The sequence below is a fragment of the Corynebacterium sp. Marseille-P3884 genome (assembly GCF_017942225.1).
Taxonomy (GTDB): domain Bacteria; phylum Actinomycetota; class Actinomycetes; order Mycobacteriales; family Mycobacteriaceae; genus Corynebacterium.
Genome location: NZ_JAGKSD010000008.1, coordinates 13,548 through 38,752, shown reverse-complemented (window position 1 = coordinate 38,752; position 25,205 = coordinate 13,548). Strand labels below are relative to the sequence as shown.

Here is a 25,205-nt window from a genome sequence, read left to right as displayed (position 1 = left end):
ATCGACAGCCAATTAGGTAAGGGCTGTCAGCTGAACGACAAAAACCTATTCCTGGATACTTTTCGTCAAAGGTCGCGGTTTCAACGGTGAACGCGCTGACCCAGGAATAGGAATGTAGAAAAACACTGCTTATCAACGCCACACGCACCCGGCCGCCCTCCCGTTCTGGGAGGTGGCCAACGTCAGCGTCGGGAGCTGTTAGCTCTCCAGTGCGTCGACGATGCGATTGAAGGTCTCGGACGGGCGCATGACCTTGGTGGTCTTGGCGTCGTCGAACCAGTAGTAGCCGCCGAGGTCGGCGGGGCCGCCCTGGACGTCGAGAAGCTCTTGCAGGATGGTCTCCTCGTTGTCGCGAAGCTCAGCGGCGATCTTCTCGAAGCCGGATGCCAGCTCAGCGTCGTCGGTCTGCTTTGCCAGCTCATCGGCCCAGTAGCGGGCGATGAAGTAGTGGGAGCCGCGGTCGTCGATCTCGCCTGCCTTGCGGGACGGGGAACGGCCCTCGTCGAGGAAGGTCTCGATGGCGCGGTCCAGGGTGTCGCCAAGCACACCGGCGCGGGCGTTGTCGTTCTTGTCCTGCTCGTGGCGGAAGGACTCGGTCAGGGCGAGGTACTCGCCAAGCGAATCCCAGCGCAGGTGGTTTTCCTCCTCGACCTGCTGGACGTGCTTCGGTGCAGAGCCGCCTGCGCCCGTCTCGAACAGACCGCCGCCGGCCATGAGCGGGACGACGGAGAGCATCTTGGCGGAGGTGCCCAGCTCGAGAATGGGGAAGAGGTCGGTGTTGTAGTCGCGCAGCACGTTGCCGGTCACCGAGATGGTGTCCTCGCCGCGGCGGATGCGGTCGACGGTGATCTTGGTGGCTTCCTCCGGGGAAGCGAACGAGATGTCGAGGCCGTCGGTGTCCAGGCCGGCGAGCTGCTTCTCGGCGATCTGCTGGATATTGGTGTCGTGGGCGCGCTGCGGGTCGAGCCAGAAGATGGTCTTCATGCCGGACTTGCGGGCGCGGTCGACGGCCAGCTTGACCCAGTCCGCGATGGCGGGGCCACCGGTGTGGCAGGAGCGCCAGATATCGCCCTTTTCAACGGTGTGCTCCATCAACACGGTGCCGTCGCCGGCGACGACCTGCATGGTGCCGTCGAAAGGCATCTTGAAGGTCTTGTCGTGGGAACCGTACTCCTCGGCCTTCTGCGCCATGAGGCCGACGTTGGGGGAGGTGCCCATGGTGGTCGGGTCGTAGGCGCCGTTAGCGCGGCAGTCGTCGATAACAGCCTGGTAGACGCCAGCGTAGGAGGAGTCCGGGATGACGGCCAGGGTGTCTTCTTCCTGGTCGTCGGCATTCCACATGTGGCCGGAGGTACGGATCATGGCCGGCATGGAGGCGTCGACGATGACATCGGACGGCACGTGCAGGTTGGTGATGCCCTTGGCGGAGTTGACCTGCGCCAGTGCCGGGCCGTCAGCCATGGCCTTGTCGAAGGCGGCGCGGATCTCCTCGCCGTTTTCCAATTCGGACAGGCCGCTGTAGATGGCGCCGAGGCCGCTCTCGCCGTCGAGACCAGCTTCGAGAAGCTCAGAGCCGTACTGGTCGTAGACGTCCTTGAAGAAGGCGCGGACGACGTGGCCGAAGAGGATGGGGTCGGAGACCTTCATCATGGTGGCCTTGAGATGGACGGAGAAGAGGACGTTCTCGTCTTTTGCGCGCTGAACAGCGCGCAAAAGGAAGGCGTCGAGGGCCTTGACGGACATGTAGGTCGCGTCGACGACGTCGCCAGCGGCGACCTTCACATCGTCGCGGAAGACGCGCTCCTTGTCGTCGCCGACGAGCTTCATAGTCAGGGTGTCATCGGCGTCGATGATGACGGACTTCTCGTTGTGGCGGAAGTCCCCCTCGGACATGGTGGCCACGTTGGTCTTGGAATCAGCGGACCATGCGCCCATCGAGTGCGGGTGCTTGCGGGCGAAGTTCTTCACCGAGCGCGGTGCGCGACGGTCGGAGTTTCCCTGGCGGAGGACCGGGTTGACGGCGGAGCCCTTCACAGCATCGTAACGCGCGCGGATGTCTTCCTGCGTCTCGTTCGTCGGGTTGGCCGGGTAGTCGGGGATGTCGAAGCCGGCGTTCTGCAGTTCCTTGATGGCCTTGCGCAGCTGCACCAGAGATGCGGAGATATTGGGCAGCTTGACGATATTGGCGTCGCGGGTGCCTGCCAGTTCGCCGAGCTTCTCCAGGTAGTCGGGTACTTTCTGGTCTTCGGCCAGGTAGTCAGGGAACTGGGCGAGGATGCGGCCCGCGAGGGAAATGTCGTAGGTCTCTACGTCCACGCCTGCGTTGGAGGCGAAGGCTTCGACGATCGGTTTGAGGGAGTAGGTAGCTAGAAGCGGAGCTTCGTCCGTTTTGGTCCAGATGATTTTGGCCATGGGTCACCTCAAATAATCAGAATGTTCTATTTCTCAATGTGTCAGCCCACCAGCGTACCCATATAGCTTTCGGTCCGCCGTCTAGGCTCCGGGTACCGCACGGTAAGGTGGGCCCGCATGAGCCTCACTATCGCATCCGTCAACGTCAATGGCATCCGCGCGGCCACGAAGGTGCGCAACGAGAACAATCCGGGCATGCTCGCCTGGCTTGAGGAGACTTCGGCTGACGTGGTGCTCATGCAGGAGGTCCGCGCGACGCAGGACCAAGCAGAAAAGGCACTTGCACCCGCGATCGAGCAGGGTTGGCACGTCTATTTCGCGCCCGCCGCAGCGAAAGGTCGCGCGGGCGTGGGCATTGCGTCGCGCACGCCGCTTGACGACGTCCGCGTCGGCATACCCGAATTTGAGGATTCCGGTCGCTTCATCGCGGGCACGCTTGACGACGGCACCGTGGTCTCCTCCCTCTACCTCCCCTCCGGAAGCACCGGTACGGAGAAGCAGGACGAGAAGTGGCGTTTCCTGGACCAGTTCGAGCCGCTGCTGACCCAGTGGGCTGAGGAAAACAAGGACATGGTGATCGGCGGCGACTGGAATATCTGCCACCGCCGCGAGGACCTGAAGAACTGGAAGGGCAACCAGAAGTCCTCCGGTTTCTTGCCCGGCGAGCGCGCGTTCATGGACTCTGTCTTCGGCTGCTTCCCGGACGATGAGGCGCAGGATACCGACGCCAAGGACGAGGCCGGTTTCTTCGGTGCCGTCGAGTACGTCAGTGATCTCCGTCGCGCTGCCTGCGACGAGCCTCGCTGGTTCGATGTCGCCCGCCGTCTCCAGCCCGATGACGCGCCGTATACCTGGTGGACCTACCGCGGCCAGGCATTCAACAACAACGCGGGCTGGCGCATCGACTACCAGGCTGTCACCGCGAATATGCTCGAGCGCGCTCAGCGCACCTGGGTAGAAAAGGCTGCGACCGTCGAAGAGCGCTGGTCCGACCACTCGCCGCTGCTAGTCGAGTACCGCTAGGTGCTACCGGTTCGCCGCAGCCCCGGATGGAACGGTCACCGTCACGCCGTTACAGTAGTCGGGAACTGCAGGGAAACCGCCCGATCGACCAGGAGGATTCGTGGGCACAATCGTGGAAGCTCTGTCCGAGGACGGACTGCGCGCATTCATTGCTGCGGGAGACGCGGTCGACTGGAATGCGACGCCGGAGGAGAACGGCGCCATGTTCGAGCGTGACTTCTCGTGGACCAAGGCCACCCGACGTCGATGGGGCACACCGTTCGGACTACCGGTGTTCGTCGGCACCGGCTCGGTGTTGTTGTCGATCACCGCCAAGCACACGCGGTGGAGTGACAACACCACGTGGGACGACGCCGAGGTCGCTGCTCGACGCGCTGAGCTCATCGACATCATCGACCGCATCACCGGCGTCGAATCCCGCACCCAACGCGACCGTGATGGCCGGGTGCATCCCCGGTGGGTGCTGCCCAAGGGCACGTCATTGTGGTTGCGGGAAGACGATCTCGACTATGTCGGTCCGCTGAACACCCAGGCCGACAGTCGCCTCATCGGCAGCTGAGCCAGGGCTTCTGAGCCGTGAGTGGCATGAGCAGTTCGCGCGGTCGCTAGACTGTTGCCCATGACTGCTGCTGACAACGCTTCCGCATCCGAATCCCAGAACCAGACCGGCGCAGGAACCAAGCGCGTCCTATCGGGCATCCAGCCGACGGCGGACTCGTACCACCTGGGCAATTACCTGGGGGCGCTGAAGCAGTGGATTGACCTGCAGGACGACTATGAGGCGTTCTACTTCATCCCGGACCTGCACGCGATCACGGTGGAGCAGAACCCGGAGGAGCTGCGTGAGCGCACGCTCAAGGGCGTGGCGCAGCTGATCGCGCTGGGCATCGACCCGGATAAGTCGACGTTGTTCGTGCAGTCGCATGTGCCGGAGCACGCGGAGTTGACCTGGGTGCTGCAGTGCCTGACGGGCTTCGGTGAGGCGAGCCGCATGACGCAGTTCAAGGACAAGTCGCAAAAGCAGGGCCAGGACCGCACGTCGGTCGGCCTGTTCACCTACCCGGTGCTGATGGCGGCGGATATTCTGCTGTACTCGCCGCAGCTCGTGCCGGTGGGCGAGGATCAGCGCCAGCACCTGGAGCTCACCCGCACTCTGGCGGAGCGTTTCAATGGCCGCTACGGGAAGACGTTCGTGGTGCCGGAGGGCTTCATTCCGGAAGGCTCGGCGAAGATCTACGACCTGCAGGAGCCGACGTCGAAGATGAGCAAGTCGGGGGCGAATCCGAAGGGCATCATCAACCTGCTGGATGAGCCGAAGACGTCGGCGAAGCGCATCAAGTCCGCGGTGACGGACAATGACGGCGTCATCGCGTTCGACCGCGAGGGCAAGCCGGGCGTGTCCAACCTGCTCGCGATCCAGTCCGCGCTGACGGGGAACAGCATCGACTCGATCGTCGCGGGGTACGAAGGGCAGGGGTACGGTGCGCTCAAGGGCGACACGGCCGAAGCATTGGAGGCGTTCACCACGCCGCTGCGGGCACGCTACGACGAGTTGATGAGCGACCGCGCCCAGCTCGAGGACATTCTCGCCCGCGGTGCCGCCCGCGCCCGCGAGATCGCGCAGCCGCTGCTCGCGGACGTCTACGAGAAGACGGGCTTCCTCGTTCCCCGTCGCTAAAAGCACGCTTATCGACGACGGGGTGTGAACCCCACCCTCCCCACACCGGCCCGACACCTCCCGCCACGCCATTACGGCGCAGGTGTCGGGCCGGTGCTTTACCATGTATGAGCGAAACTTAGGAAAGGACTGAATTACCCATGGCAACGGCTACGTCGCCCCGCGAGGGCTTCACGGATGAGCAGGGGATTGAGCGCGCGCACCCGACGCAGCAAGACGGCGGCGCGGTGGAGAAAGTGAAGGAGAAAGCTCCGCCAGTCGCGCACGCGATGCGCATGAACGAGCGCTTCGGCGCGCAGGGCGGCAATCAATTCGCCGCCGGCATCACGTATTTCTCGGTGTTGTCGATCTTCCCGTTGGCCATGCTGCTGTTCGCCGGCATCGGTTTCGTCCTTGCGGCGCGCCCGGACCTGATGGCGCAGCTGCAGGAGCAGATCTCTAATTCGGTCGAGGGGGAGACCGGTGAGATGGTCAATGAGGTCGTTCAGACGGCGATTGACCAGCGTGGCACCGTCGCCGGTATCGGTTTGCTGACCACGCTGTGGTCGGGCTTGAGCTGGATGAACCACCTGCGCACGGGTATTTCCGCCATGTGGTCGCTGGATGCGAATGAGGGCGGCGGAAACTTCGTCACAAAGAAGCTCGCGGACCTGGTCGCGCTCATCGGCCTGCTCGTGCTGTTTGTGCTGGCCTTCGCCGTCACGGCGGTGGGCTCGTCCAGCCTGACCACCACGGCGATGGAGCACTTCGGCATCGGCGACTTCCCGGGTGCGCGCTTAGTGGTGTGGGTGGCGGGCCTGGTCGCCGGTATCTTCGCCAACTTCTTAGTCTTCTGGTGGATGATCGTGTTCATGCCTCGCACCAAGGTGCCGCTCAAGTCGGGCTTCAAGGGAGCGCTTTTGGGTGCCGTGATTTTCGAGCTGATCAAGCAGTTCTCCACCGTCATCATCGGCTCTGCCACCGGCAACCCGGCGGGCGCGCTGTTCGGCCCGATCATCTCCCTGATGGTCGTGCTCTACCTGGTCTGGCGCGTGGTCCTCTACGTCTCCGCGTGGACGGCGACGACGAAGGAATCCCTCGCGCAGGAAGCGCCGGCGGTTCCGGAGCCGGCGGTGATCAATGTCCGCGCCGGGATCAACGAGCCGGACAACACCGGCCGGAATATCGGCATCGGTGCAGCACTGGGCGCTATCGGCGTTGCCGCCGTTTCTTTGCTGACGCGAGACTGAGCCAGGTAGCTAGCCCGGCCAGGGCCAGCACACCACTGAAGACGGCGATTCCTTCCCACGGGACGGGGTCGCCGTTTTTGGCGTTTTCGGAGGATTTTCCGTCCGAGTCGGGTGCGTCGGAGATGGGGGTGCCGGTGTTGGAGGGGTTGGCGGTGTCGTCGATAAGCGATGCGACGGCGTCGTCGGAGCTGAACTTGTACGCCTCGTGAATGAGATCCTGTGTCTGCTCCCACGCGCGACCCTTGTCGATGGTGGTGTCCAGCACGATCGCCATGAGCCGCCGGCCGTCGCGGTCGAGCGCGCCGACGAAGGTGTGCTTCGCGTCGTCCGTGTAGCCCGTCTTGCCGCCGATTCCGTCGGGATCGTTGAGGTAGAGCTTGTTGTCGTTGTACACGTCGAAGCCCGGCAGCTCCTCCCCGTCCGCGGCGGTGTAACCGGGGAAGGGATAGATCTCGGTGGAGATGATCTCGCTGAACTTCGGGTTCTTGTACGCCTCGGAGTACGCCACGCCCATGTCCCACGCGGAGGTGGACATACCGGGGCCATCGAGTCCGGAATAGCTCGCTGCGCGGGTGTCCTTCATACCCAGCTCGGCGGCCTTCTCGTTGACCTTGCGTAGCGTCTCCTCGTCGCCGCCCAGCTCCTGTGCGAGTGCGTGCGCAGCATCGTTGCCGGAGACCATGAGTAGGCCGTGCAGGAGGTCGTCGATGGAATACTTGCCGTTCGGGCCCAACCCCACCGCGGAACCCTCCTGGCCGGCGGATTCCTCGCTGACCGTGACCTCCTTGTCCAACGGGAGTTCGTCGATGGCGATGAGAGCGAGCAGCACCTTGATGATCGACGCCGGGCGGTAGCGCCCGTGCGGGTCCTTCATCGCGATCACATCGCCCGTGTCAGGGTCTGCGACCAGCCACGACGTGGCCAAGACCTTCTCGCTGACCTTGAAACCGTCAGGCGCGATGACACCGCACGGGCCGTCGTACTCCACCGGCAACGGCGTCGGGGTGGGGGAACCGGGCGCGACGCGCTCCGACGTGCTCACCGGCTCCGGCGGCAGCGTCGCGTTCGGGCAATTGTCCGTGTTCGGGGCTTCCTCGCGCGGATCCGGGTAGTGCGGCGCATCCTCATCCGTGGCCTCGGCCTGGGCATCTGCCCCTGCCTCGTTTTCAGGGTCCGCCGGGGTGTCAGCTCCGGGCTCTTCGGGTGCCGCGGTGCTGGTTTCTGCTTCCTGCGCCACGGCAGCAGGCTCAATAAGTGGGACGACCGGTGCGATAGCGGCGGGGACGATGGCTGCAGCTAACGCGATAGACAGCTTCTTCTTCATCGAGCGGTAAGTCTAGGACCATGATCGGGGTAGGGGACTTATGACCCGCTGAATTCTCCGGCACGTATCCGCGCCGAGCAAGCGTAGCCTCACCTCAAAAATGCCCTCTCACCTGCGGTAAGTTAGTGCTAACTTGCTTGCGGCGCTGGTTGGTGTCCGCGTAGAACTAACAATATGAGTGAAAAGGAAAGTATTTCTGCCGCAGCGACCGCCGATACCCTGCTGCCTGCAGGTACTGATATTGGCTACCTCGAGCAGGAGGATGTGCCCGAAGTCGAGGTGGAGACACACGGCATGGGGGAGAAGCTGAACCGTCTCCGCGCCGCCGTGCTGGGTGCGAACGACGGCATCGTGTCCACCGCCGCCGTCGTAGTCGGTGTTGCCGGTGCGACGGACAGCACCCGCGAGATTTTCACCGCCGGTCTGGCGGCGCTCGTCGGTGGCGCGATCTCCATGGCGCTAGGTGAGTATGTCTCCGTCTCCTCCCAACGCGACGCAGAGAAGGCCGCCGTCGACTCCGAGAAGAAGCTGCAGGCAGAAGACCCTGAGGCGGAATTCCGCCACCTGGTTCAGGCGTACAAGAACGACGGACTCTCCCCGGAGACCGCCCTTGCCGTGGCCCGTGAGCGCACCGAATCCGATCCGCTCGCCGCCCACTTGGAGGTCCACTACGGCCTCGACCAAGACGACCTAGTCAGTCCGTGGTCCGCTGCGATCGCCTCGTTCCTGTCGTTCTTCGTCGGCGCGCTGCTGCCGCTCGGTGCGATCATGCTCGGCGGCGGCGCCACCACCCGCGTGGCCGTCTGCGTTATTGCCACCCTGATCGCTCTGGCAGTCACCGGCGCGATCTCCGCCAAACTCGGCGGTGCGAAGCCGGGTCGAGCCGTCTTCCGACTGGTCATTGGCGGCGGGTTGGCGCTCGCTGCGACCTTCGCCGTCGGCTCGCTGTTCGGCACCGCGGTCGGGTAGTTCCGGGGGTCGCAGTGGTGAGGGGTGGCCGGGGTTGGTGGCTCTAGTTGTTAACCCCAGATGTTAACCCCCGCTCTAGTTGTTAACCCCAAAACTTAGTTATCCCAGGTGGGCGTGTGAGGCCCGTTTTCAGCGACCTGGGGAAACTAAGTTTTGGGGTTAACATCTAGGTTTTGGTCCGGCAGCCCTGCAGGTTTTGGCCCGGCAGCCCTAGAACTTCGAGAAGCGCTTCACTAGCAGGTCTTCGAGTTCGCGCCAGCCTTCGGCTTTGTCGGTGAAGGGGGCGGAGGGGACGTAGCCGGCGGCTTCGGTGGAGCCCATCATGTAGGCGAGGTAGTCCTGCATGCGGGGGTTTGCGAGCAGGTAGGAGTTGAGCGAGTCGTCGTCGGCCCAGTCGGCGGCGTCGGCCATGAGCTCGTAGGCCTTGGACATCTGCTGGGTGTCGACGGAATCGACGCCCTTCTCGATGTCGGAGGCGATGCCGTTCAGCGAGTAGGAGTTGTCCGGGTGGACGGTGACCTCGAGTTCGCCGGCGTTGGCGAGGTTCTGCAGATCGGACCAGGTGCTCACGCGGGCAAGCTCGTGGTCGTCGTTGTCCACGATCCAGCGCAGCAGGTGCTTGGTCGTGGGGAAGGTGAAGATTTCCCCGAATTTGCCCAGGAAGACAGGGGAGTCGCCGATGTAGGTGCGCAGGGTGTACACGCCCTTGCCCTGGACAGTCATCTTGACGGGGTCGATGCCAGCATCGGCCCAGGCGGACGAATCGTAGGGGTCGGCGGCGGCGCGGGCTTTTTCGGCGTCCTTCTCGGCCTGGGCGCGCTGCTCTTCGCGGGCGGCGGTGGCTGCGGCGATGGATTCGCCGGCGTCGGATACGCGGGTGGCGTCGAGCTCATCATCGGCGACGACGCGGACAGCGTCATCAAGGGAGGAGACGACATTTTCCCAGTTGGTCAGGACGGTGCGGCCAACGCCAGACCATTCACCGAGGCCGGTCGGGCCGGCGTAGTGCTCGTGGCCACGGTGGACATTGCCCAAAATGGAGTGGGACGCGAAGAAGATGGAGGCGTCCTGCGCGTTGGTCACTTCGGCGAGCGACCGGGCGAGCTGGAAGGTGCGGGAGACAGCGGAGACATTCTCGTGGCTCGGGCGGCCGGCCAGGTAGGACGGCAGGCCGATGATGTCGTAGGTGTTCTTGTCGCGGGGCACGACGCGATCGTCGCCGCCGGCCTGGAAGGCGGACCACTTGGGGTGGTCAACGAGGTCGTGGTCATTGTGGTCCTCGAGGTAGACGAGGAGTGCCTCGGGGCTGTTGAAGACGAGGACATCGTCGGCGTCACCGAGGAAGGCTTGCCATTCGGATCCGCCTTGGCGCCACGTGGGGGCCCAGAGCGTGTAGAAATCGCCCTCCGTCAATGAGATCTTCACCGGGAGAATCGCGCGCGTATTCATGGGCATTCACATTACTAAACCCATGTCCAATTATTCGAGCTAGGCCGTCGGTCGCCAGAACCCTTTGAACGGCATGCCGATATTGGTCGTGCGCACCGGGTTCATCTGCACCGGGTCGCCGGCTTCGACCATCATTCCGTCGCCGGCGTACATGGCCACGTGGCCGGACCAGACGATGAGGTCGCCGGGTTGCAGATCGTCGTGGCTGATTTGTTGCCCGATGGCCTGGTTTTCGGCGGTGCGCGGGATTTCGACGCCGGCTTGGCGGTAAGCCCAGGAGGTCAGCCCGGAGCAGTCGAAACCGCCGGGCGCGTTGCCGCCCCACACGTACGGCGTGCCCAGCATGGATTTCGCGGCGGCGACGGCGGCGCGGCCAGCTTCACTGTCCCCGGCGGGGACGGGACTATCAGGGACGTCGGCGGGGGCGGGGGTCTCCCGTGCGGCGGGCTGCGTCGAGCTGCCACGGAGTTCTGCTTCGGCGGCCTGCGCCGTGGCGGACGGAACGAGCGGGTCGCGGGATAGCGCGTCAGCAACCAGGTTGTCCAGGCGTGTGATGAGCGGGTCTAGGTCGTCTTTCAACTCATCGAGCCGCTTATCGACGTCCGCCAGCGCCCCTCCCGCCAAGACCGTGAGCTCAAGGACGGCACCGAATCCGGCCGGGCCAGACAGCAGGCCGGGGAGGAGCGGTGCAGCGTCAATGAGGAACTGCTTGCCGGTCTCGATGATGTCGGCAGCCGCGCTTTCGATATGAGGAGCGGCGTCGCCTATAGCGGCCTCAATCTCATCGCGGTCAGCCGAGAGATTGGCTACCGCACCGAGCAGGCGGCTGGGATCCGCGCCGACTAGGTCGGCGAGCGCATTGGCGGAAGCGAACTCGGGCGTGGTGCCGATGGTGATCTCCGGCAGGGGCTCAGGCGCAGATTCCAAGATGGCGCACAGCACAGGCTCGACCAGAGTGAAGCCGGCGGCAGCTACCAGTGGCATGAGCCCCAGGCCGGACGACATGGGGTCGAGCACAGGTGCGGGTTGGGACAGAGTCGGTGGTGTCAGAGTCGCGGTCATGGGTGGATGGCCTTGAAGGAGTGGGCAGATGCGCCGTCGATAAGCGATGCCTTGTTGCTGAATACCGCCATGTTGTCGGCGACGCGGTGCGCTTCATCGGTGAGCAGCACAGCTTGATCGTTGGCGGCGGCGACGGCGTTGGTGATGGCGGTGGCGAGGCCGGCGAGCGGGCCCGCGGTAGGCAGTGGCGGCAAAGATGTGGGCGCGAGTGCGTCAGCGTCTTCGCGCAAAGAGGCGAGGTCGGTTTCAGTGGCGGCGGTATCCAAATTCAAAATGTGCATGCCTTATTGGACTGCCCGAAGCGCCCGAAGGTTCCATCAGCGTGAAAAATTCCGCGATAGCATGGGTGTCTATGGAGATTACGATCATCGATCACCCGCTGGCCCAAGCACGTCTGACCCGCCTGCGCGACGAGCGCACGAATAATTCCGGTTTCCGTGCCGCCCTGTCGGACTTGGGAGCGATGCTGGTGTACGAAGCATCGCGTGACCTCGAGGTGGAGACCTACGAGTGCACGACTCCGGTGGCGACCGCGGAAGGTTCGCGGCTGAAGAATCCGCCGATCATCGTGCCGGTGATCCGTGCCGGCCTGGGGCTGGTGGACCCGGCGCTGTCGATGATCTCGGACGCGCAGGTCGGCTTCATCGGTCTGGCGCGCGACGAGGAGACGCATGAGCCGGTGCCGTACCTGGAGGCGCTGCCGGACGATCTGTCGGGACAGCCGGTGTACCTGGTGGACCCGATGCTGGCCACGGGCGGTTCGCTCGTCCACGCGATCGAGCTGCTCACCGCACGCGGGGCGGACGACATCACGGTGATCTGCGTCGTGTCCGCGCAGCCGGGCGTGGACCGTCTCGCGGAGATGAACGTGCCGCTCCGTTTGATCACGGCGGCGGTGGACCCGGCGTTGAACGAGGACGCGTACATCGTCCCGGGCCTGGGCGATGCGGGCGACCGACTCTACGGACCTCGTAATATTCACCTCTAAAATATTTGTGTGGCGCGCCTCACATATTTCAATTAGCCTCCGCCTTAACCGAAAACTTAAAAAATTCTAAGGGGGGCTTAGGAGTGGATGAGGTTTTGCCGACGCGCAACTGGATGAGCTTCGGTTACAGTCTGTCGGCGCGTCTGCGAATGCTGCGGGACATGAGGGGGATCAGCCAGATGCGTTTGGCTGAAATGTCGGGGTTGTCGCGCAGCTTGGTGTCGAATCTGGAGCGGAATAGCTCCGGGGCGACGCGGTCGTCGGATCCGACGATGAGCACTATCTACCGCCTGGCGTACGCCCTGCGCGTTCCGCCCGCGGTGCTGCTGCCGGCCGTAGGGGAAGAGGTCGGCGAGCTGTGCTGGGAAGCGCTCGAGCGGGTGATGGAGAAGGCGAAGGACCTGCAGGACGAGGAAGTCGAGCAGAAGAAAAGGGCCCACTGGCGGCAATTGAGCACCACCGTCGCCTGGCCTGCTGGCCCTGACGATACGAAGCCTTTCGCGTCACTGGGTTAGGCAGAGTCCGAAAAGATTCTCGGCCATTTTTCTGCCCCAACTATCTGTACAGCTTGGTCTAGTTGTACACTTCCACGCAGGACGAAACTAGATGCGCGCGGACGCTAGCGTGGCCGGCGCGCAGACATCGTTGAGGCGAAGGGAGTGTGCAGCGTGTCAATAGCGGCCCAAATCGACGCATGGCTGGTGGAGCACCGCGACCAGGTCGTGGAGTGGCGTCGCCATCTGCATTCCCATCCGGAGCTGTCCCACGCCGAGATCGAGACGACACAGTTCATCGCCGGCGTGCTCGCAGACCACGGGCTTGAGCCGCAGCTCTTTCCGGAGACGGGCCTGTACGTCGACATCGGGCCGGAGGGCGACGAGCGTCTCGGCTTCCGCGCGGACATCGACGCATTGCGCGTCGAGGAGGTCTCGGGCCTGTCGTTCGCGTCGCTGACCCCGGGAATGTCGCATTCCTGCGGGCACGATGTCCACACCACGATCTGCCTGGCATTGGCGTGCGCCTTGTCGGAGATCGACCTGCCGTTCGGTATCCGCATCATTTTCCAGCCCGCGGAAGAAGTGATGGACGGCGGCGCGCGCGATGTCATCGAGTGGGGTGGCCTGAAGGGCGTGTCCAGCATCTACGCCGTCCACGTCGAGCCGAAATTGCGTGTCGGCCAGGTCGGCGTGCGCACGGGCGCGATCACGTCCGCCGCGGATGTTTTGCGTATCGACGTCACCGGCCCCGGCGGCCACACCTCCCGCCCCCATTTGACGGCCGATGTGGTCTACGCCCTTGGCAGCCTGGTCACGCAGTTGCCGGGCTTGCTGTCGCGCCGGGTGGATCCGCGCACCGGCACCGTGCTGGTCTTCGGCCAGCTCGAGGCGGGCTTCGCTGCGAATGCCGTGCCGAAAACGGGTCGCGTCTCCGGCACGATCCGCACCCAAGATATCGGGACGTGGCGCACGTTGGAACCGCTCATGCGCGAGCTTATCGACGCCGTCGTGGCCCCCACCGGCTGCAAATACGAATTGTCCTATACCCGGGGAGTTCCGCCGGTGATGAACGACGATGTGGCTACCGCAGCACTTGCCGGGGCCGCGCAGAATGTCGACCCGCACGCGGTGGTGCAGGCTCCGCAGTCCAGTGGCGGCGAAGATTTCTCCTGGTACCTCGAGCATGTGCCCGGCTCCATGGCGCGCTTGGGTTGCTGGCAGGGGACTGGCCCGAAATACGATCTGCACCGTGGCGACATCATCGTCGACGAACGGTGCATCGACGTCGGCGTGCGCCTGTTCGGCTCGCTGGTCGAACGCTATGAAGGTGGCCTCGTCGAACCAGCTGCACTGTAGGCGTTCTGCCCAGTTCAGCGTCTCTCTTCGCGCTCACCGACAGCCCGGTCGGCGACACGTGCTGCTGACGGCTACAGTGGACTCCCGGAAACTGTGCAGACGCGAAGCGCAAAGGAGACATGCGTGTCCAAGAAGATCGTGATCATCGGCGGCGGCCCGGGCGGCTACGAGGCAGCACTCGTCGGCAGTTCTTACGGCGCGGACATCACGTTGGTCGAGGATCTCGGTGTCGGTGGCTCCGGCATTCTGCGCGATGTCGTCCCATCGAAGGGCTTCATCGCGGGCACGAATATCAAGACCGACCTCCGCCGCGCCGACGCCATGGGCCTCAAGCACGGCCTCAGCGAGGTGAACCTGTCGGTTCCGGCGCTGAACAACCGCGTGGTCGCTCTCGCCTCCGAGCAGTCGCGCGATATCCGCAACCAGGTCGAGCGCGCCGGCGTTCGTCTGATCAACGGCCGCGGCCGCTTCGCGTCCAAGCAGGAAGGTCACACCACCCACCGCGTCGAGGTGGAACTCAAAGACGGCACCGTGGAGACCATCGACTGCGACATGGTGCTCATCTCCACCGGCGCATCCCCGCGCGTGCTGCCGAAGGCGAAGCCGGACGGCCGCCGCATCCTGAACTGGCAGCAGATGTACGACCTGATCGAGATGCCGGAGCACCTCGTCGTGGTCGGCTCGGGCGTGACCGGTGCGGAGTTCGTCTCCGCCTACGCCGAGCTCGGCGTGAAGGTGACCATGGTGGGCTCCTCGGACCGCATTCTCCCGCACGATGATGCGGATGCGGCCGACGTGCTGGAGCAGGTCCTGTCCAACCGCGACGTGACCCTGGTCAAGGACGCCCGCGTGGACAGCGTGGAGAACACCGGCGATGGCGTGATCGTGCGCACCAGCGACGGCCGCGAGATCACCGGCTCCCACTGCTTGATGTCCATCGGTTCGATCCCGAACACGAAGGATCTGCAGCTCGAATCCCAGGGTGTGGACGTCACTCCGTCCGGCCACATTCACGTGGACCGCGTTTCCCGCACCAATGTCGCCGGCATCTACGCCGCAGGTGACTGCTCCGACCTCATGCCACTGGCCTCGGTCGCTGCGATGCAGGGCCGTATCGCGATGTACCACGCGCTCGGTGAGGGTGTCGAACCGCTGCGCATCCGCACCGTCGGCAATGCTGTGTTCACGCGTCCGGAGATCGCGGCCGTCGGCATCACGGAGCAGCAGATCCACAACGGCGAGTACTCCGCCGACATCATCAAGCTGGACCTGGCTACTAACCCGCGCGCGAAGATGCGTTCGTTGAAGACCGGTTTTGTGAAGATCTTCGCCCGCAAGGGGTCCGGTCAGGTGCTCGGCGGCGTGATCGTCGCGCCGACCGCGTCCGAGCTGATCCTGTCTCTCACGATCGCTGTGACCAACCACCTCACGGTCGAGCAGCTGGCCAATTCCATGGCGGTCTACCCGTCCCTGTCGGGTTCCATTACCGAGGCCGCCCGCCGTCTCGTGCACAAGACGGACCTGAACTAAGAGCTTAAAGTGCCAGGTCAGGGCGAAATATAAGTTATATAAGGCCGCGGCGGCTAATCGGGAAAATATAGAGAATATAAGCTATATAAAAGCTAAAAGCCGAGACCCGAGCAGGAGGATCGCCGTGGGCAATTTATCGCGCAACCCGTTCATTCCCACATTCGGCGTCTCGCCGAGCGTGTTCGCTGGCCGCAATGCGGTCGTGGAAGCATTCGGCCGCGGGCTGTCCGGCGGCGTCGGCGACCCGCGGCGCGCGCTGTTGCTGTCGGGTCCGCGCGGCATCGGCAAGACCGTCACGCTGAATGAGTTGGAAGACGAAGCGAAGCGCCGTGGCTGGGTGGTGCTCCGAGCGCAGCCGCACGACCTGGTCCAGCCGCTGGTGGATACCGCGATTCCGCACGCGCTGTCGATCCTGAGCCAACGCCCCGAGGGGCGCCGCCGAATCACGGGCGTCAATATTGCGGGGCTTGGGGGAGTGCGCAGCGAGATCGACGACGGGTACAGCCCTGCGCCCTCGCTGATCACGGGCTTGAATTCGCTTGCCGACGAAGCCGGCCCCGACTCCGGCATCCTCATTACCGTCGATGAGGTCCAAAGCGCGCCGTCGAATCAGATGTGGGAGCTCACCGCCGCGGTGCAGGACCTGATGCGGGATAACCGCAATATCGCCTTCGCTGCCGCGGGGCTTCCCGAGGGTATCGCATCGCTGTTGCAGCACCCGGGCACGACGTTCTTGCGCCGGGCTCAGCACTCCAATCTGGGGCCGATGTCGCCGGAGCAGACGGCAGAGGTGCTCGCCCAAACCGCAGAAGCAGGTGGGGCGGAGTTCGATCAAGCGGCCTTGCGTGCGTCGGTGGCGATGAGCCGTGGCTACCCGTTTTTGATCCAGCTCATCGGATTCCACCTCTTTGAGCGGGCTGGCCGGGGCGGAAGGATCACGGCCAGTGATGTGGATGCGGTGCGCGAGGATGTGCTGGATACTCTCGGCCAGCTGGTGCACGCGCCGGCATTGAGCACGGTTCCGCCAAAGCAGGAGGAATTTCTTGTGGCAATGGCGCAGGCCCAGCAAGAATTGGCTGCGGTGCCGACGGCGGAGATTGCGCGCGTGCTCGGTGCCACCCCGCAGTCGCTCACTATGGCTCGGCAAGCGTTGCTCAAGCGGGAGCTGGTCTACAGCCCGAAGCACGGCTACCTGAATTTCACGATCCCGCACATGGGGCACCACCTACTGAACCGTGGCCCCCGCGACAGCGGCTGGGACTAGGGCAAAGCCAAGCCTTCCCGGGCGGGGTGAGGGTTCGCTGGGGAGGCGTGCGAGGCAGAAAGTGGGGAAAGACGGCCCGCGCTCTGCATTGTTTCGGCATACTAATTAGTGGCGCGGGACACAAAGGTATCCCGCAGTGACATGAATTGCCCGCGGCGATATTCCCAGGAGGTTTGCTGTCCATGATCGAGCACGAGGTGCGCACGCGCAGGTCGGCGGAGGAGTTCCCGTACGAAGAACACCTCGCCTACAAGGTCGCGCAGGTGGCCGCGGACCCGGTGGAGGTTCCGGAAGAGGCCAAAGAGATGATCATCAACCGGATCATCGACAATGCCGCCGTCGCGGTGGCCTCGGTGGTGCGCCGGCCGGTGACGTCGGCACGGGTGATGGCGCAGGCGCATCCCGTCGATAAGCATGGCGCTTCTGTTTTCGGTGTGGACGGGCGCTTTTCTGCTGAGTGGGCGGCGCTCGCGAACGGCACGGCCGTGCGTGAGCTGGACTATCACGACACATTCTTGGCCGCGGAGTACTCGCACCCGGGCGATAATATTCCGCCGCTGCTGGCGGTCGCGCAGCATAAGGAGCTGGACGGCAAGACGCTGATCCGTGGCATCGCCACCGGGTACGAGATCCAGGTGAACCTGGTCAAGGGCATCTCTCTGCACGAGTTCAAGATTGACCATGTGGCGCATCTGGGGCCGAGTGTGGCGGCGGGCATTGGCACCATGCTGAATCTGGATGTGGACACGATCTACCAGTCGGTCGGTCAAGCGCTGCACACCACGACGGCTACGCGCCAGTCACGCAAGGGGTTGATCTCTTCGTGGAAGGCGTACGCCCCGGCCTTCGCCGGAAAAATGGCCATCGAGGCGGTGGACCGCTGTATGCGTGGTGAAGGTGCGCCCGCCCCGATCTGGGAGGGCGAAGACGGCGTCATCGCGTGGATGCTGCACAGCCCGGACCGTACCTACACGGTGCCACTGCCTGCGCCGGGGGAGGAAAAGCGTGCGATCTTAGATACCTACACCAAGGAGCACTCCGCTGAATACCAGTCGCAGGCGCCGATCGACCTGGCTCGGCGCATGAAGCAGACTATCGCCGATGCCGGGCGGAAGACGACGGAGATCGAGTCCATCGTCCTGCACACCTCGCATCACACGCACTATGTCATCGGCACCGGGGCGAATGACCCGCAGAAGATGGATCCGACGGCCTCGCGCGAGACGCTCGACCACTCGATCATGTACATCTTCGCCGTCGCCCTCGAGGACGGCACCTGGCACTACCGCGACTCCTACTCGCCGGAGCGTGCGGGCCGCCCGGAGACGGTGGAATTGTGGCACAAGATCTCTACCACGGAGGATCCGGAGTGGACGCGCCGCTACCACTCGACAGACCCGAATGAGAAGGCCTTCGGCGCCAAAGCAGTGATCACGTTTAGCGATGGGGAAGTGATCGAGGACGAGCTGGCTGTGGCGGACGCGCACCCGCTGGGTGCACGGCCGTTCGCGCGGGCGGACTATATCGCGAAATTCCGCACGCTTGCCGACGGGCTGGTCAACGCCGACGAGCAGGACCGCTTCATCGCTGCGGCGGAGAACCTGGAAAACCTCACTGATCTGAACGAGTTGAATGTCCGCCTGACCGACGAGGCACTTGCCACCGCGCCGGCGACACCGGAGGGTATTTTCTAAACACCCACGCTGGGCCTGGATAAAACCAGGCCCACTTTTTCACCAAAATAAAAGTTTTGTAGAGGAGAGAAACTATGTCGGAGCAAACAGAAATCCGCAAGGGCCTCAACGGTGTCATCGCCGATTACACCGAAGTGTCCAAGGTCAACCCGGAGACGAATTCGCTGTTGTACCGCGGCTACCCGGTGCACGAGCTGGCCAATAACGTCAGCTTCGAGGAAGTGGCCATGCTGCTGTGGAATGGGGAACTGCCGAACGAGGAGGAGCTGCAGGAGTTCTACGACGTGGCGCGAAGCCGCCGCGGACTCGACGAGGAGCTCATCGGCGTGATTGAGGCGATGCCGAAAGACTGCCACCCAATGGATGTCCTGCGCACAGCAGTGTCTTTTCTGGGCACGCGCGACCCGGAGAAATTCACCCCAGATTCCGACCACATCCGCGATATTGCGCTGACGCTGTTGACCAAGCTGCCCACCATCGTCGCCCTGGATATCCGCCGCCGGCGCGGGGAAGGCTATATCGAGCCGGACACGAGCAAGGGGTACGCGGAGAATTTCCTTTGGATGGTCTTCGGTGATGGGGAAGGGTCGCCGGCGACGATCCCTTCGGATATCGAGGCTTTTGAGAAGTCGATGATCCTTTATGCCGAGCACTCTTTCAATGCCTCGACATTCACCGCCCGCGTGATCACCTCGACGCAGTCCGACACGTGGTCGGCGGTCACCGGTGCGATCGGCGCACTGAAAGGGCCGCTGCACGGCGGCGCCAACGAATTCGTCATGCACAACATGGTCGCCATCGGCGACCCGGCGAAGACCGAAGAGTGGACCCTGAACAAGCTGAAGAATAAAGAGCTGGTCATGGGGTTCGGCCACCGCGTGTACAAGAAGGGCGATTCGCGCGTGCCCACGATGGAAGAAGCCTTCAAGAAGCTCGCTTCCGAGCACCCGGAAAAAGACGGTGCGAAGTGGGTGGAGATGTACGACATCATGGCGAAGACGATGTACGAGAACACCTCGATCAACATCATGCCCAACCTAGATTTCCCGGCGGGCCCGGCGTATTACATTCTCGGTTTCGATATCGAGTTCTTCACCCCGCTGTTCGTCATGGCGAGGATCACCGGCTGGACCGCGCACATCATCGAGCAGTTCGAGAACAACACCATTATCCGTCCTCTGGCCGCTTACAACGGGCCGGCCGAGCGCCACGTGCCGGGGGCATAAAGGAAGCTGGATCCACTTAGCTGGATCCCCATAGCTGATTCACCGCAGGGCAGGGCAGTGGGAGAGTAGTCGAGGTCACAGGGCCTGTGGGGTGCGCAGCCTTTAAGATCGATGGGTGTACTGCACCTATTTGATTCAGGGGAGAAATCCATGACTGGTCCTGACCACACGGCCGGAACCGAAGCGGCGCACCTGCCCACATTCAACAAGATTCTCGTCGCTAACCGCGGCGAGATCGCGGTGCGCGCTTTCCGCGCGGCCTTCGAGACGGGCGCCAAGACCGTCGCGGTGTACCCGCGCGAGGACCGCCACTCCTTCCACCGTCCGTTTGCGGATGAGGCAGTTCAGATCGGCGACGAGGGCCAGCCAGTCCGCGCCTACCTGTCCATCGATGAGATCATCCGCGCTGCGGAAAAGACCGGGGCGGACGCGGTCTACCCGGGCTACGGCTTCCTCTCCGAGCGCGCCGACCTGGCGCGGGCTTGCACAGAGCGCGGCATCACCTTCATCGGCCCGACCGCCGAGACACTGGATTTGACCGGCGACAAGGCCGCCGCAGTGCGCGCCGCCGAAGAGGCGGGCCTGCCGGTGCTCAAGGACTCCGAGGCCACCACCGACATCGACGAACTGGTCACCTGGGCGGACGATTTCGAGTTCCCTGTCTTCGTCAAAGCTGTGTCGGGCGGCGGCGGAAGGGGCATGCGCTTCGTCGATAAGCCAGAAAACCTGGCCACGCTGGCTGCGGAAGCATCCCGCGAAGCTGAAGCCGCGTTCGGCGATGCGAATGTGTACCTCGAGCGCGCCGTGATCAACCCGCAGCACATCGAGGTGCAGATCCTGGGTGATGCCTCCGGCGACGTCATTCACCTCTTTGAGCGCGACTGCTCCGTGCAGCGCCGCCACCAGAAGGTCGTGGAGATCGCTCCCGCGCAGCACATCACCGACGAGCAGCGCGAGCGGATCTGCCAGGATGCGGTGAATTTCTGCCGCCACATCAACTACCAGGGCGCCGGCACCGTCGAGTTCTTGGTGGACGAGCACGGCAATCACGTGTTCATCGAGATGAACCCGCGCGTGCAGGTCGAGCACACGGTGACCGAGGAGGTCACCGGCGTGGACATCGTGAAGTCGCAGATGCACATTGCTGCGGGCGCGTCCCTGGAGGAGCTGGGCCTGCGCCAGGACGAGATCACGCTGACGGGCGCCGCGCTGCAGTGCCGCATCACCACGGAGGACCCGAATAACGGCTTCCGCCCGGATTCCGGCGTGATCACCGGCTACCGTTCCCCGGGCGGCGCCGGCGTGCGCCTGGACGGCAGCATCTCCGTCGGCGGCGAGATCACCCCGAACTTCGACTCCCTGCTGGTCAAGATGACCTGCCGCGGCAAGGATTTCGAGACCGCTGTGGCGCGCGCCCGCCGTGCGCTCAACGAGTTCTCCGTCAACGGCGTGTCCACCAATATCGGCTTTTTGCGCGCGCTTTTGAGCGAGCCGGACTTCATCAACAAGCGCATCGCCACCAGCTTCATCGAGGACCACCCGCACCTGCTCGAGGCCCCGGCCGCCCCGGACGAGGCTGGCCGCATCCTCGAGTACCTGGCGTGGACGACGGTGAATAAGCCGAACGGCCCGCGCCCGACGAATATCCGTCCGAGCGAGAAGCTGCCGGAGCTCGACTATGAGTCCACCCCGCGCGGCGCGCGCGATGAGCTGCGCGAGCTCGGCCCGCAGAAGTGGGCGGAGAAGCTGCGCGGCCAGACCGCGCTGGGTGTTACCGACACGTCCTTCCGCGATGCGCACCAGTCTCTGTTGGCTACCCGCGTGCGCACGAACACGCTGGTTGCCGCGGCCAAGCACGTCGGCCACCTCACCCCGGAGCTCACCTCCGTCGAGGCGTGGGGCGGCGCGACCTACGACGTGGCCATGCGCTTCCTCCACGAATCGCCGTGGACGCGACTGGAGGAGCTGCGCGACGCGATGCCGAACATGAATATCCAGATGCTGCTGCGCGGCCGCAACACCGTCGGCTACACGCCGTACCCGGATTCCGTGACCAAAGCATTCGTGAAGGAAGCAGCATCCACCGGCGTGGACATCTTCCGCATCTTCGACGCGCTTAACGACGTTTCCCAGATGCGCCCCGCCATCGACGCTGTCCTGGACACCCAGACCACCGTGGCCGAGGTCGCCATGGCGTACTCGGGCAACCTGATGGACCCGAATGAGGACCTGTATACCCTCGATTACTACCTGCGCCTGGCAGAAGAGATCGTCGAAACCGGTGCGCACGTTCTGGCCATCAAGGACATGGCCGGCCTGATGCGCCCGGCAGCCGCTGCGAAGCTGGTCAGTGCTCTCCGTGAACGCTTCGACCTTCCGGTGCACGTGCACACGCACGACACCGCCGGCGGCCAGCTGGCCACCTACCTCGCCGCCGCCAATGCCGGTGCCGACGTGGTGGATGTGGCGTCCGCACCGCTGGCTGGCACCACCTCGCAGCCGTCCATGTCTGCTCTGGTCGCCGCCTTCGCCAACACCGAGCGCGATACCGGCCTGTCGTTGGAGGCCGTGAGCAACCTCGAGCCGTACTGGGAGGGCGTGCGCCAGCTCTACGCCCCGTTCGAGTCCGGCATCCCGGGCCCGACCGGCCGCGTCTACCGCCACGAGATCCCGGGCGGCCAGCTGTCCAACCTGCGCACCCAGGCAGTGGCGCTCGGCTTGGGTGACCGCTTCGAGCTCATTGAGGATTACTACGCCGCGGTGAACGAGATGCTGGGACGCCCGACCAAGGTGACTCCGTCCTCCAAGGTCGTTGGCGACCTGGCGCTGCACCTCGTCGGCGCAGGCGTGGACCCGGAAGAGTTCGCGAAGGACCCGCAGAAATTCGATATTCCGGATTCCGTCATCGGCTTCCTCCGCGGCGAGCTGGGCACCCCTCCGGGCGGTTGGCCGGAGCTGCGCGACCGCGCTCTCGGTGGCCGCAAGGAGACTCCGCAGCTCACTGAGGTGCCGGAGGATCTGGCGCAGGACCTCGAGTCCGATAACCACCGCGTCCGCCGCGCGGCACTGGATAAGCTGCTTTTCCCGAAGCAGTACGCCGAGTTCCTGGAGCACCGCCGCACCTATGGCTTCACCGACCAGCTCGGCGACAAGACATTCTTCTACGGCCTCCAAGAGGGCGAGGAGACCATGATCTGGTTCGGTGACCTAGAAAAGCAGCAGACCCCGCTGGTGGTCCGCCTCGACGCCGTGGGCGAGCCGGACGAAAAGGGCATGCGCCGCGTGATCATCAACGTCAACGGCCAGATCCGCCCGGTCATGGTGCGCGACGAGAACGCCGAGTCCTCCGTCGCCGAGGTGGAGAAGGCTGACGCGTCCAACCCGAACCACGTCGCCGCACCGTTCGCCGGTGTGGTCACCGTGACCGTGAAGGAAGGCGATACCGTCTCCGCCGGCGACCAAGTCGCGTCCATCGAGGCAATGAAGATGGAAGCCTCCATCTCCGCTCCGAAGGACGGCGTGGTCGAGCACATCGCCTTCACCCAGGCCACCAAGGTCGAAGGCGGCGACCTCGTCGCCGTGATCCGCTAAGGGCCATGGCAGCGTAGCGCACAGAAAAAGCCGCTAGGCGCCGTCCCAACTACTGGGGCGGAACCTAGCGGCTTTGTGCTGTGTAGGGGGGGAATGTCGGCGAGAAGGGGTCGAATACCCCAAATAGTTCCCTGGTCGGGAACTATTTTCGGGAAGAGGCCCATAACATCAGGTCAAATCATCGATGGAAACTTCCCTGTCAAGGTTCATACGCTCACAGAAGTCTTCGTCGTGGCTGACGAGAAGAAGCGCACCTGCATAACTCTCAAGAGCGGAGACAAGCCAGTTCACGGTTGAGATATCGATGTTGTTGGTGGGCTCGTCGAGAAGCAAAAGCTGCGGAGCAGGCGACGAAAGAAGAACACGGGCAAACTCAACGCGGAAACGCTCACCACCCGAAAGCGTTCCGATAGGCGCGTGCACAGTCTCATTCTGAAACAACAATTGCGCGAGTTGGTCCCGAATATACTGCGGATCAGCAGACGCGTTGGCCTCCGAGACCAACTCCAAAACTGACCGGTTGCGGTCAAGAACAATGCGCTGCCGGAGGTACCCCACATTCCCAATCACGTACCCCGCGCCTCCGTCTGCAACAGAATTGAGCAGGGTCGTCTTTCCGCTGCCGTTCGGTCCAGTGATCCGGACACGCTCGGGGCCTACAACAGTGAGTTCTGGGATTTCCACAACGCGGGTTCCGTTCGGAAGCGCCGTACCGGGAAGCTCAATGTACACTTGTTGATCGTCGCGGACCTTGTCTTGCGCGTGACGATACTCAGCGAGAGACGACTCCACAGACTCGGCATGAGCCGCACCACGCCGAGCAGCAGTCTTCTCAGACCGATCCTTGTCCAGCCCCATCGCCATGCCAGGTTTACGATTGTTAGCAGCGAACTTCCTTCCGCGACGAGCGTCCCGAGCAATGCGTGTTTGCATCGCCTCACGCTCTCGAACCTGCCTACTGTGAATCGTCTTCTTTTCCCGCACCTCCCGCATCGCTGCATCCTGTTCATTGGCCAGAGCTTCACGGTAGGCGGAGTAGTTACCGGGGAAAAGTCGTAGCTTCCCGTCGTGAAGTTCTGCAATCTCGTCCACGGAATCCAACAAGTCGCGATCGTGGCTCACCACAATCGCAGGAACAGTCGATTTGGAAAGAGAGCGGATCAGCTGGGCTTTCGCTTCCACATCGAGGTTGTTCGTGGGCTCGTCCATGACAATGAAATCGGGGTTGTCAGCCATGAGCGCAGCTAGTGCAACACGAACAGCCTCTCCACCGGACAGGGTAAATAGCGGCCTATCCAGGTTGAGCTCGAGGCCATGAGCTGACAACACAGCCCGAGTCTCTTCGGCAGCATCCCACCGGTCACCGATGAGCTCGAACAACTCGGGATTGAACTGGCCACCTTCGATGGCGTTGATTGCCTCGATGATTCCGGTGATCCCAAAGACGTCTGAAACCGTAGTGTCCGGTTGCAGTCCAAGATCCTGAGGCAGGTAAGCGATTTTCGACGGGCGTTCGACCGAACCAGTGCTCGGTTGTAGCTCGCCGAGGATGACCCTGATCAGACTCGTTTTTCCGGAACCGTTATCGCCGATCAGGCCGGTCAGGTGACTTGAAAATATGGCATTTAAGTCCGAGAAGCAGAGGGTTCCGTTAGGCCACTCGAGGGAGACGTTATTCAGGGAAATAGGCATGCTCATTCAACTTTCTGTTTCGTGTTAGGCGGAAACACGGAATTTGAGCACGGCCTATTCCTTCCTACGGGGACAGTTCCTCGTCGAGACTATGACAGTGTCCGTCGGGGGTCAAGGGGTTTGCGCTGCTGAAAGTCGGGATAGGTGATGGTTGAAGGTGGATCGCGGTTGACAGATTGCAGCGGAATCTGTCAGCGACCGGCATCGTGCCTGGTTAGAAA

At 63.5% G+C, this 25,205-nt stretch carries 19 protein-coding genes; 13 read left to right on the top strand and 6 right to left on the bottom strand.

Annotated elements, in window-relative coordinates; genetic code table 11:
- Positions 1-198 precede the first annotated feature (198 nt).
- Positions 199-2,412 (bottom strand): NADP-dependent isocitrate dehydrogenase, encoded by a 2,214-nt coding sequence (locus J5Y21_RS06420; protein ID WP_210573802.1) that lies wholly within the window; start codon positions 2,410-2,412, stop codon positions 199-201.
- A 117-nt stretch (positions 2,413-2,529) separates the two neighbouring features.
- Here J5Y21_RS06420 and J5Y21_RS06415 point away from each other — a divergent pair, with 117 nt between their 5' ends.
- The 4 genes from J5Y21_RS06415 (at position 2,530) to J5Y21_RS06400 (ending at position 6,342) form a co-directional block, all read left to right on the top strand.
- Positions 2,530-3,435 (top strand): exodeoxyribonuclease III, encoded by a 906-nt coding sequence (locus J5Y21_RS06415; RefSeq protein WP_210573800.1) that lies wholly within the window; start codon positions 2,530-2,532, stop codon positions 3,433-3,435.
- 100 nt (positions 3,436-3,535) lie between these two features.
- Complete coding sequence (locus J5Y21_RS06410; protein WP_210573798.1) at positions 3,536-3,994, top strand: hypothetical protein; 459 nt, start codon at positions 3,536-3,538, stop codon at positions 3,992-3,994.
- 60 nt (positions 3,995-4,054) lie between these two features.
- Positions 4,055-5,113, top strand: a complete 1,059-nt coding sequence (gene trpS, locus J5Y21_RS06405; RefSeq protein ID WP_210573796.1) for a tryptophan--tRNA ligase — start codon at positions 4,055-4,057, stop codon at positions 5,111-5,113.
- A 140-nt stretch (positions 5,114-5,253) separates the two neighbouring features.
- Positions 5,254-6,342, top strand: a complete 1,089-nt coding sequence (locus J5Y21_RS06400; protein WP_210573794.1) for a YhjD/YihY/BrkB family envelope integrity protein — start codon at positions 5,254-5,256, stop codon at positions 6,340-6,342.
- Here J5Y21_RS06400 and J5Y21_RS06395 read toward each other — a convergent pair.
- A complete protein-coding gene (locus J5Y21_RS06395; protein WP_210573792.1) occupies positions 6,302-7,666 on the bottom strand; it encodes a D-alanyl-D-alanine carboxypeptidase family protein in 1,365 nt (454 codons plus the stop codon). The genes J5Y21_RS06400 and J5Y21_RS06395 overlap by 41 nt on opposite strands.
- A 174-nt stretch (positions 7,667-7,840) precedes the next feature.
- Here J5Y21_RS06395 and J5Y21_RS06390 point away from each other — a divergent pair, with 174 nt between their 5' ends.
- The gene (locus J5Y21_RS06390) at positions 7,841-8,635 is read left to right on the top strand and encodes a VIT family protein (RefSeq protein WP_210573790.1); all 795 of its coding nucleotides are present in this window, start codon (positions 7,841-7,843) and stop codon (positions 8,633-8,635) included.
- Between the two features lie 210 nt (positions 8,636-8,845).
- Here J5Y21_RS06390 and J5Y21_RS06385 read toward each other — a convergent pair whose 3' ends face one another.
- The 3 genes from J5Y21_RS06385 to J5Y21_RS06375 are packed head-to-tail and all read right to left on the bottom strand — an operon-like array spanning position 8,846 to position 11,427.
- Positions 8,846-10,084 (bottom strand): hypothetical protein, encoded by a 1,239-nt coding sequence (locus tag J5Y21_RS06385; RefSeq protein ID WP_210573788.1) that lies wholly within the window; start codon positions 10,082-10,084, stop codon positions 8,846-8,848.
- A gap of 39 nt (positions 10,085-10,123) precedes the next feature.
- Positions 10,124-11,146 (bottom strand): C40 family peptidase, encoded by a 1,023-nt coding sequence (locus tag J5Y21_RS06380; protein ID WP_246875019.1) that lies wholly within the window; start codon positions 11,144-11,146, stop codon positions 10,124-10,126.
- A complete protein-coding gene (locus J5Y21_RS06375) occupies positions 11,143-11,427 on the bottom strand; it encodes a hypothetical protein (protein WP_210573786.1) in 285 nt (94 codons plus the stop codon). The genes J5Y21_RS06380 and J5Y21_RS06375 overlap by 4 nt, the downstream gene beginning before the upstream one ends.
- Positions 11,428-11,498: 71 nt before the next feature.
- On the opposite strand from J5Y21_RS06375, the gene upp reads away from it, so the two are divergent.
- From upp to J5Y21_RS06335, 8 genes are all read left to right on the top strand, one after another.
- The gene (gene upp / locus J5Y21_RS06370) at positions 11,499-12,134 is read left to right on the top strand and encodes a uracil phosphoribosyltransferase (protein ID WP_210573784.1); all 636 of its coding nucleotides are present in this window, start codon (positions 11,499-11,501) and stop codon (positions 12,132-12,134) included.
- A gap of 113 nt (positions 12,135-12,247) precedes the next feature.
- Complete coding sequence (locus tag J5Y21_RS06365; RefSeq protein ID WP_210573913.1) at positions 12,248-12,649, top strand: helix-turn-helix transcriptional regulator; 402 nt, start codon at positions 12,248-12,250, stop codon at positions 12,647-12,649.
- A 153-nt stretch (positions 12,650-12,802) separates the two neighbouring features.
- A complete protein-coding gene (locus J5Y21_RS06360) occupies positions 12,803-13,987 on the top strand; it encodes an amidohydrolase (protein ID WP_210573783.1) in 1,185 nt (394 codons plus the stop codon).
- 123 nt (positions 13,988-14,110) lie between these two features.
- Complete coding sequence (locus J5Y21_RS06355) at positions 14,111-15,517, top strand: NAD(P)H-quinone dehydrogenase (RefSeq protein ID WP_210573782.1); 1,407 nt, start codon at positions 14,111-14,113, stop codon at positions 15,515-15,517.
- A 124-nt stretch (positions 15,518-15,641) separates the two neighbouring features.
- Positions 15,642-16,781: an ATP-binding protein gene (locus tag J5Y21_RS06350; protein ID WP_210573781.1), complete on the top strand. Its 1,140-nt coding sequence runs from the start codon at positions 15,642-15,644 to the stop codon at positions 16,779-16,781.
- Between the two features lie 182 nt (positions 16,782-16,963).
- A complete protein-coding gene (prpD, locus tag J5Y21_RS06345) occupies positions 16,964-18,475 on the top strand; it encodes a 2-methylcitrate dehydratase PrpD (RefSeq protein WP_210573780.1) in 1,512 nt (503 codons plus the stop codon).
- A gap of 74 nt (positions 18,476-18,549) precedes the next feature.
- Entirely contained in the window at positions 18,550-19,701 is a 1,152-nt protein-coding gene (locus tag J5Y21_RS06340; RefSeq protein WP_210573777.1) for a bifunctional 2-methylcitrate synthase/citrate synthase, read from the top strand.
- Between the two features lie 150 nt (positions 19,702-19,851).
- On the top strand, positions 19,852-23,292 hold the full coding sequence (locus J5Y21_RS06335) for a pyruvate carboxylase (RefSeq protein ID WP_210573775.1): 3,441 nt from the start codon (positions 19,852-19,854) through the stop codon (positions 23,290-23,292).
- Positions 23,293-23,460: 168 nt separating this feature from the next.
- On the opposite strand, the gene J5Y21_RS06330 is transcribed toward J5Y21_RS06335, so the two are convergent.
- On the bottom strand, positions 23,461-24,984 hold the full coding sequence (locus J5Y21_RS06330) for an ABC-F family ATP-binding cassette domain-containing protein (RefSeq protein WP_210573772.1): 1,524 nt from the start codon (positions 24,982-24,984) through the stop codon (positions 23,461-23,463).
- Positions 24,985-25,205 lie beyond the last annotated feature (221 nt).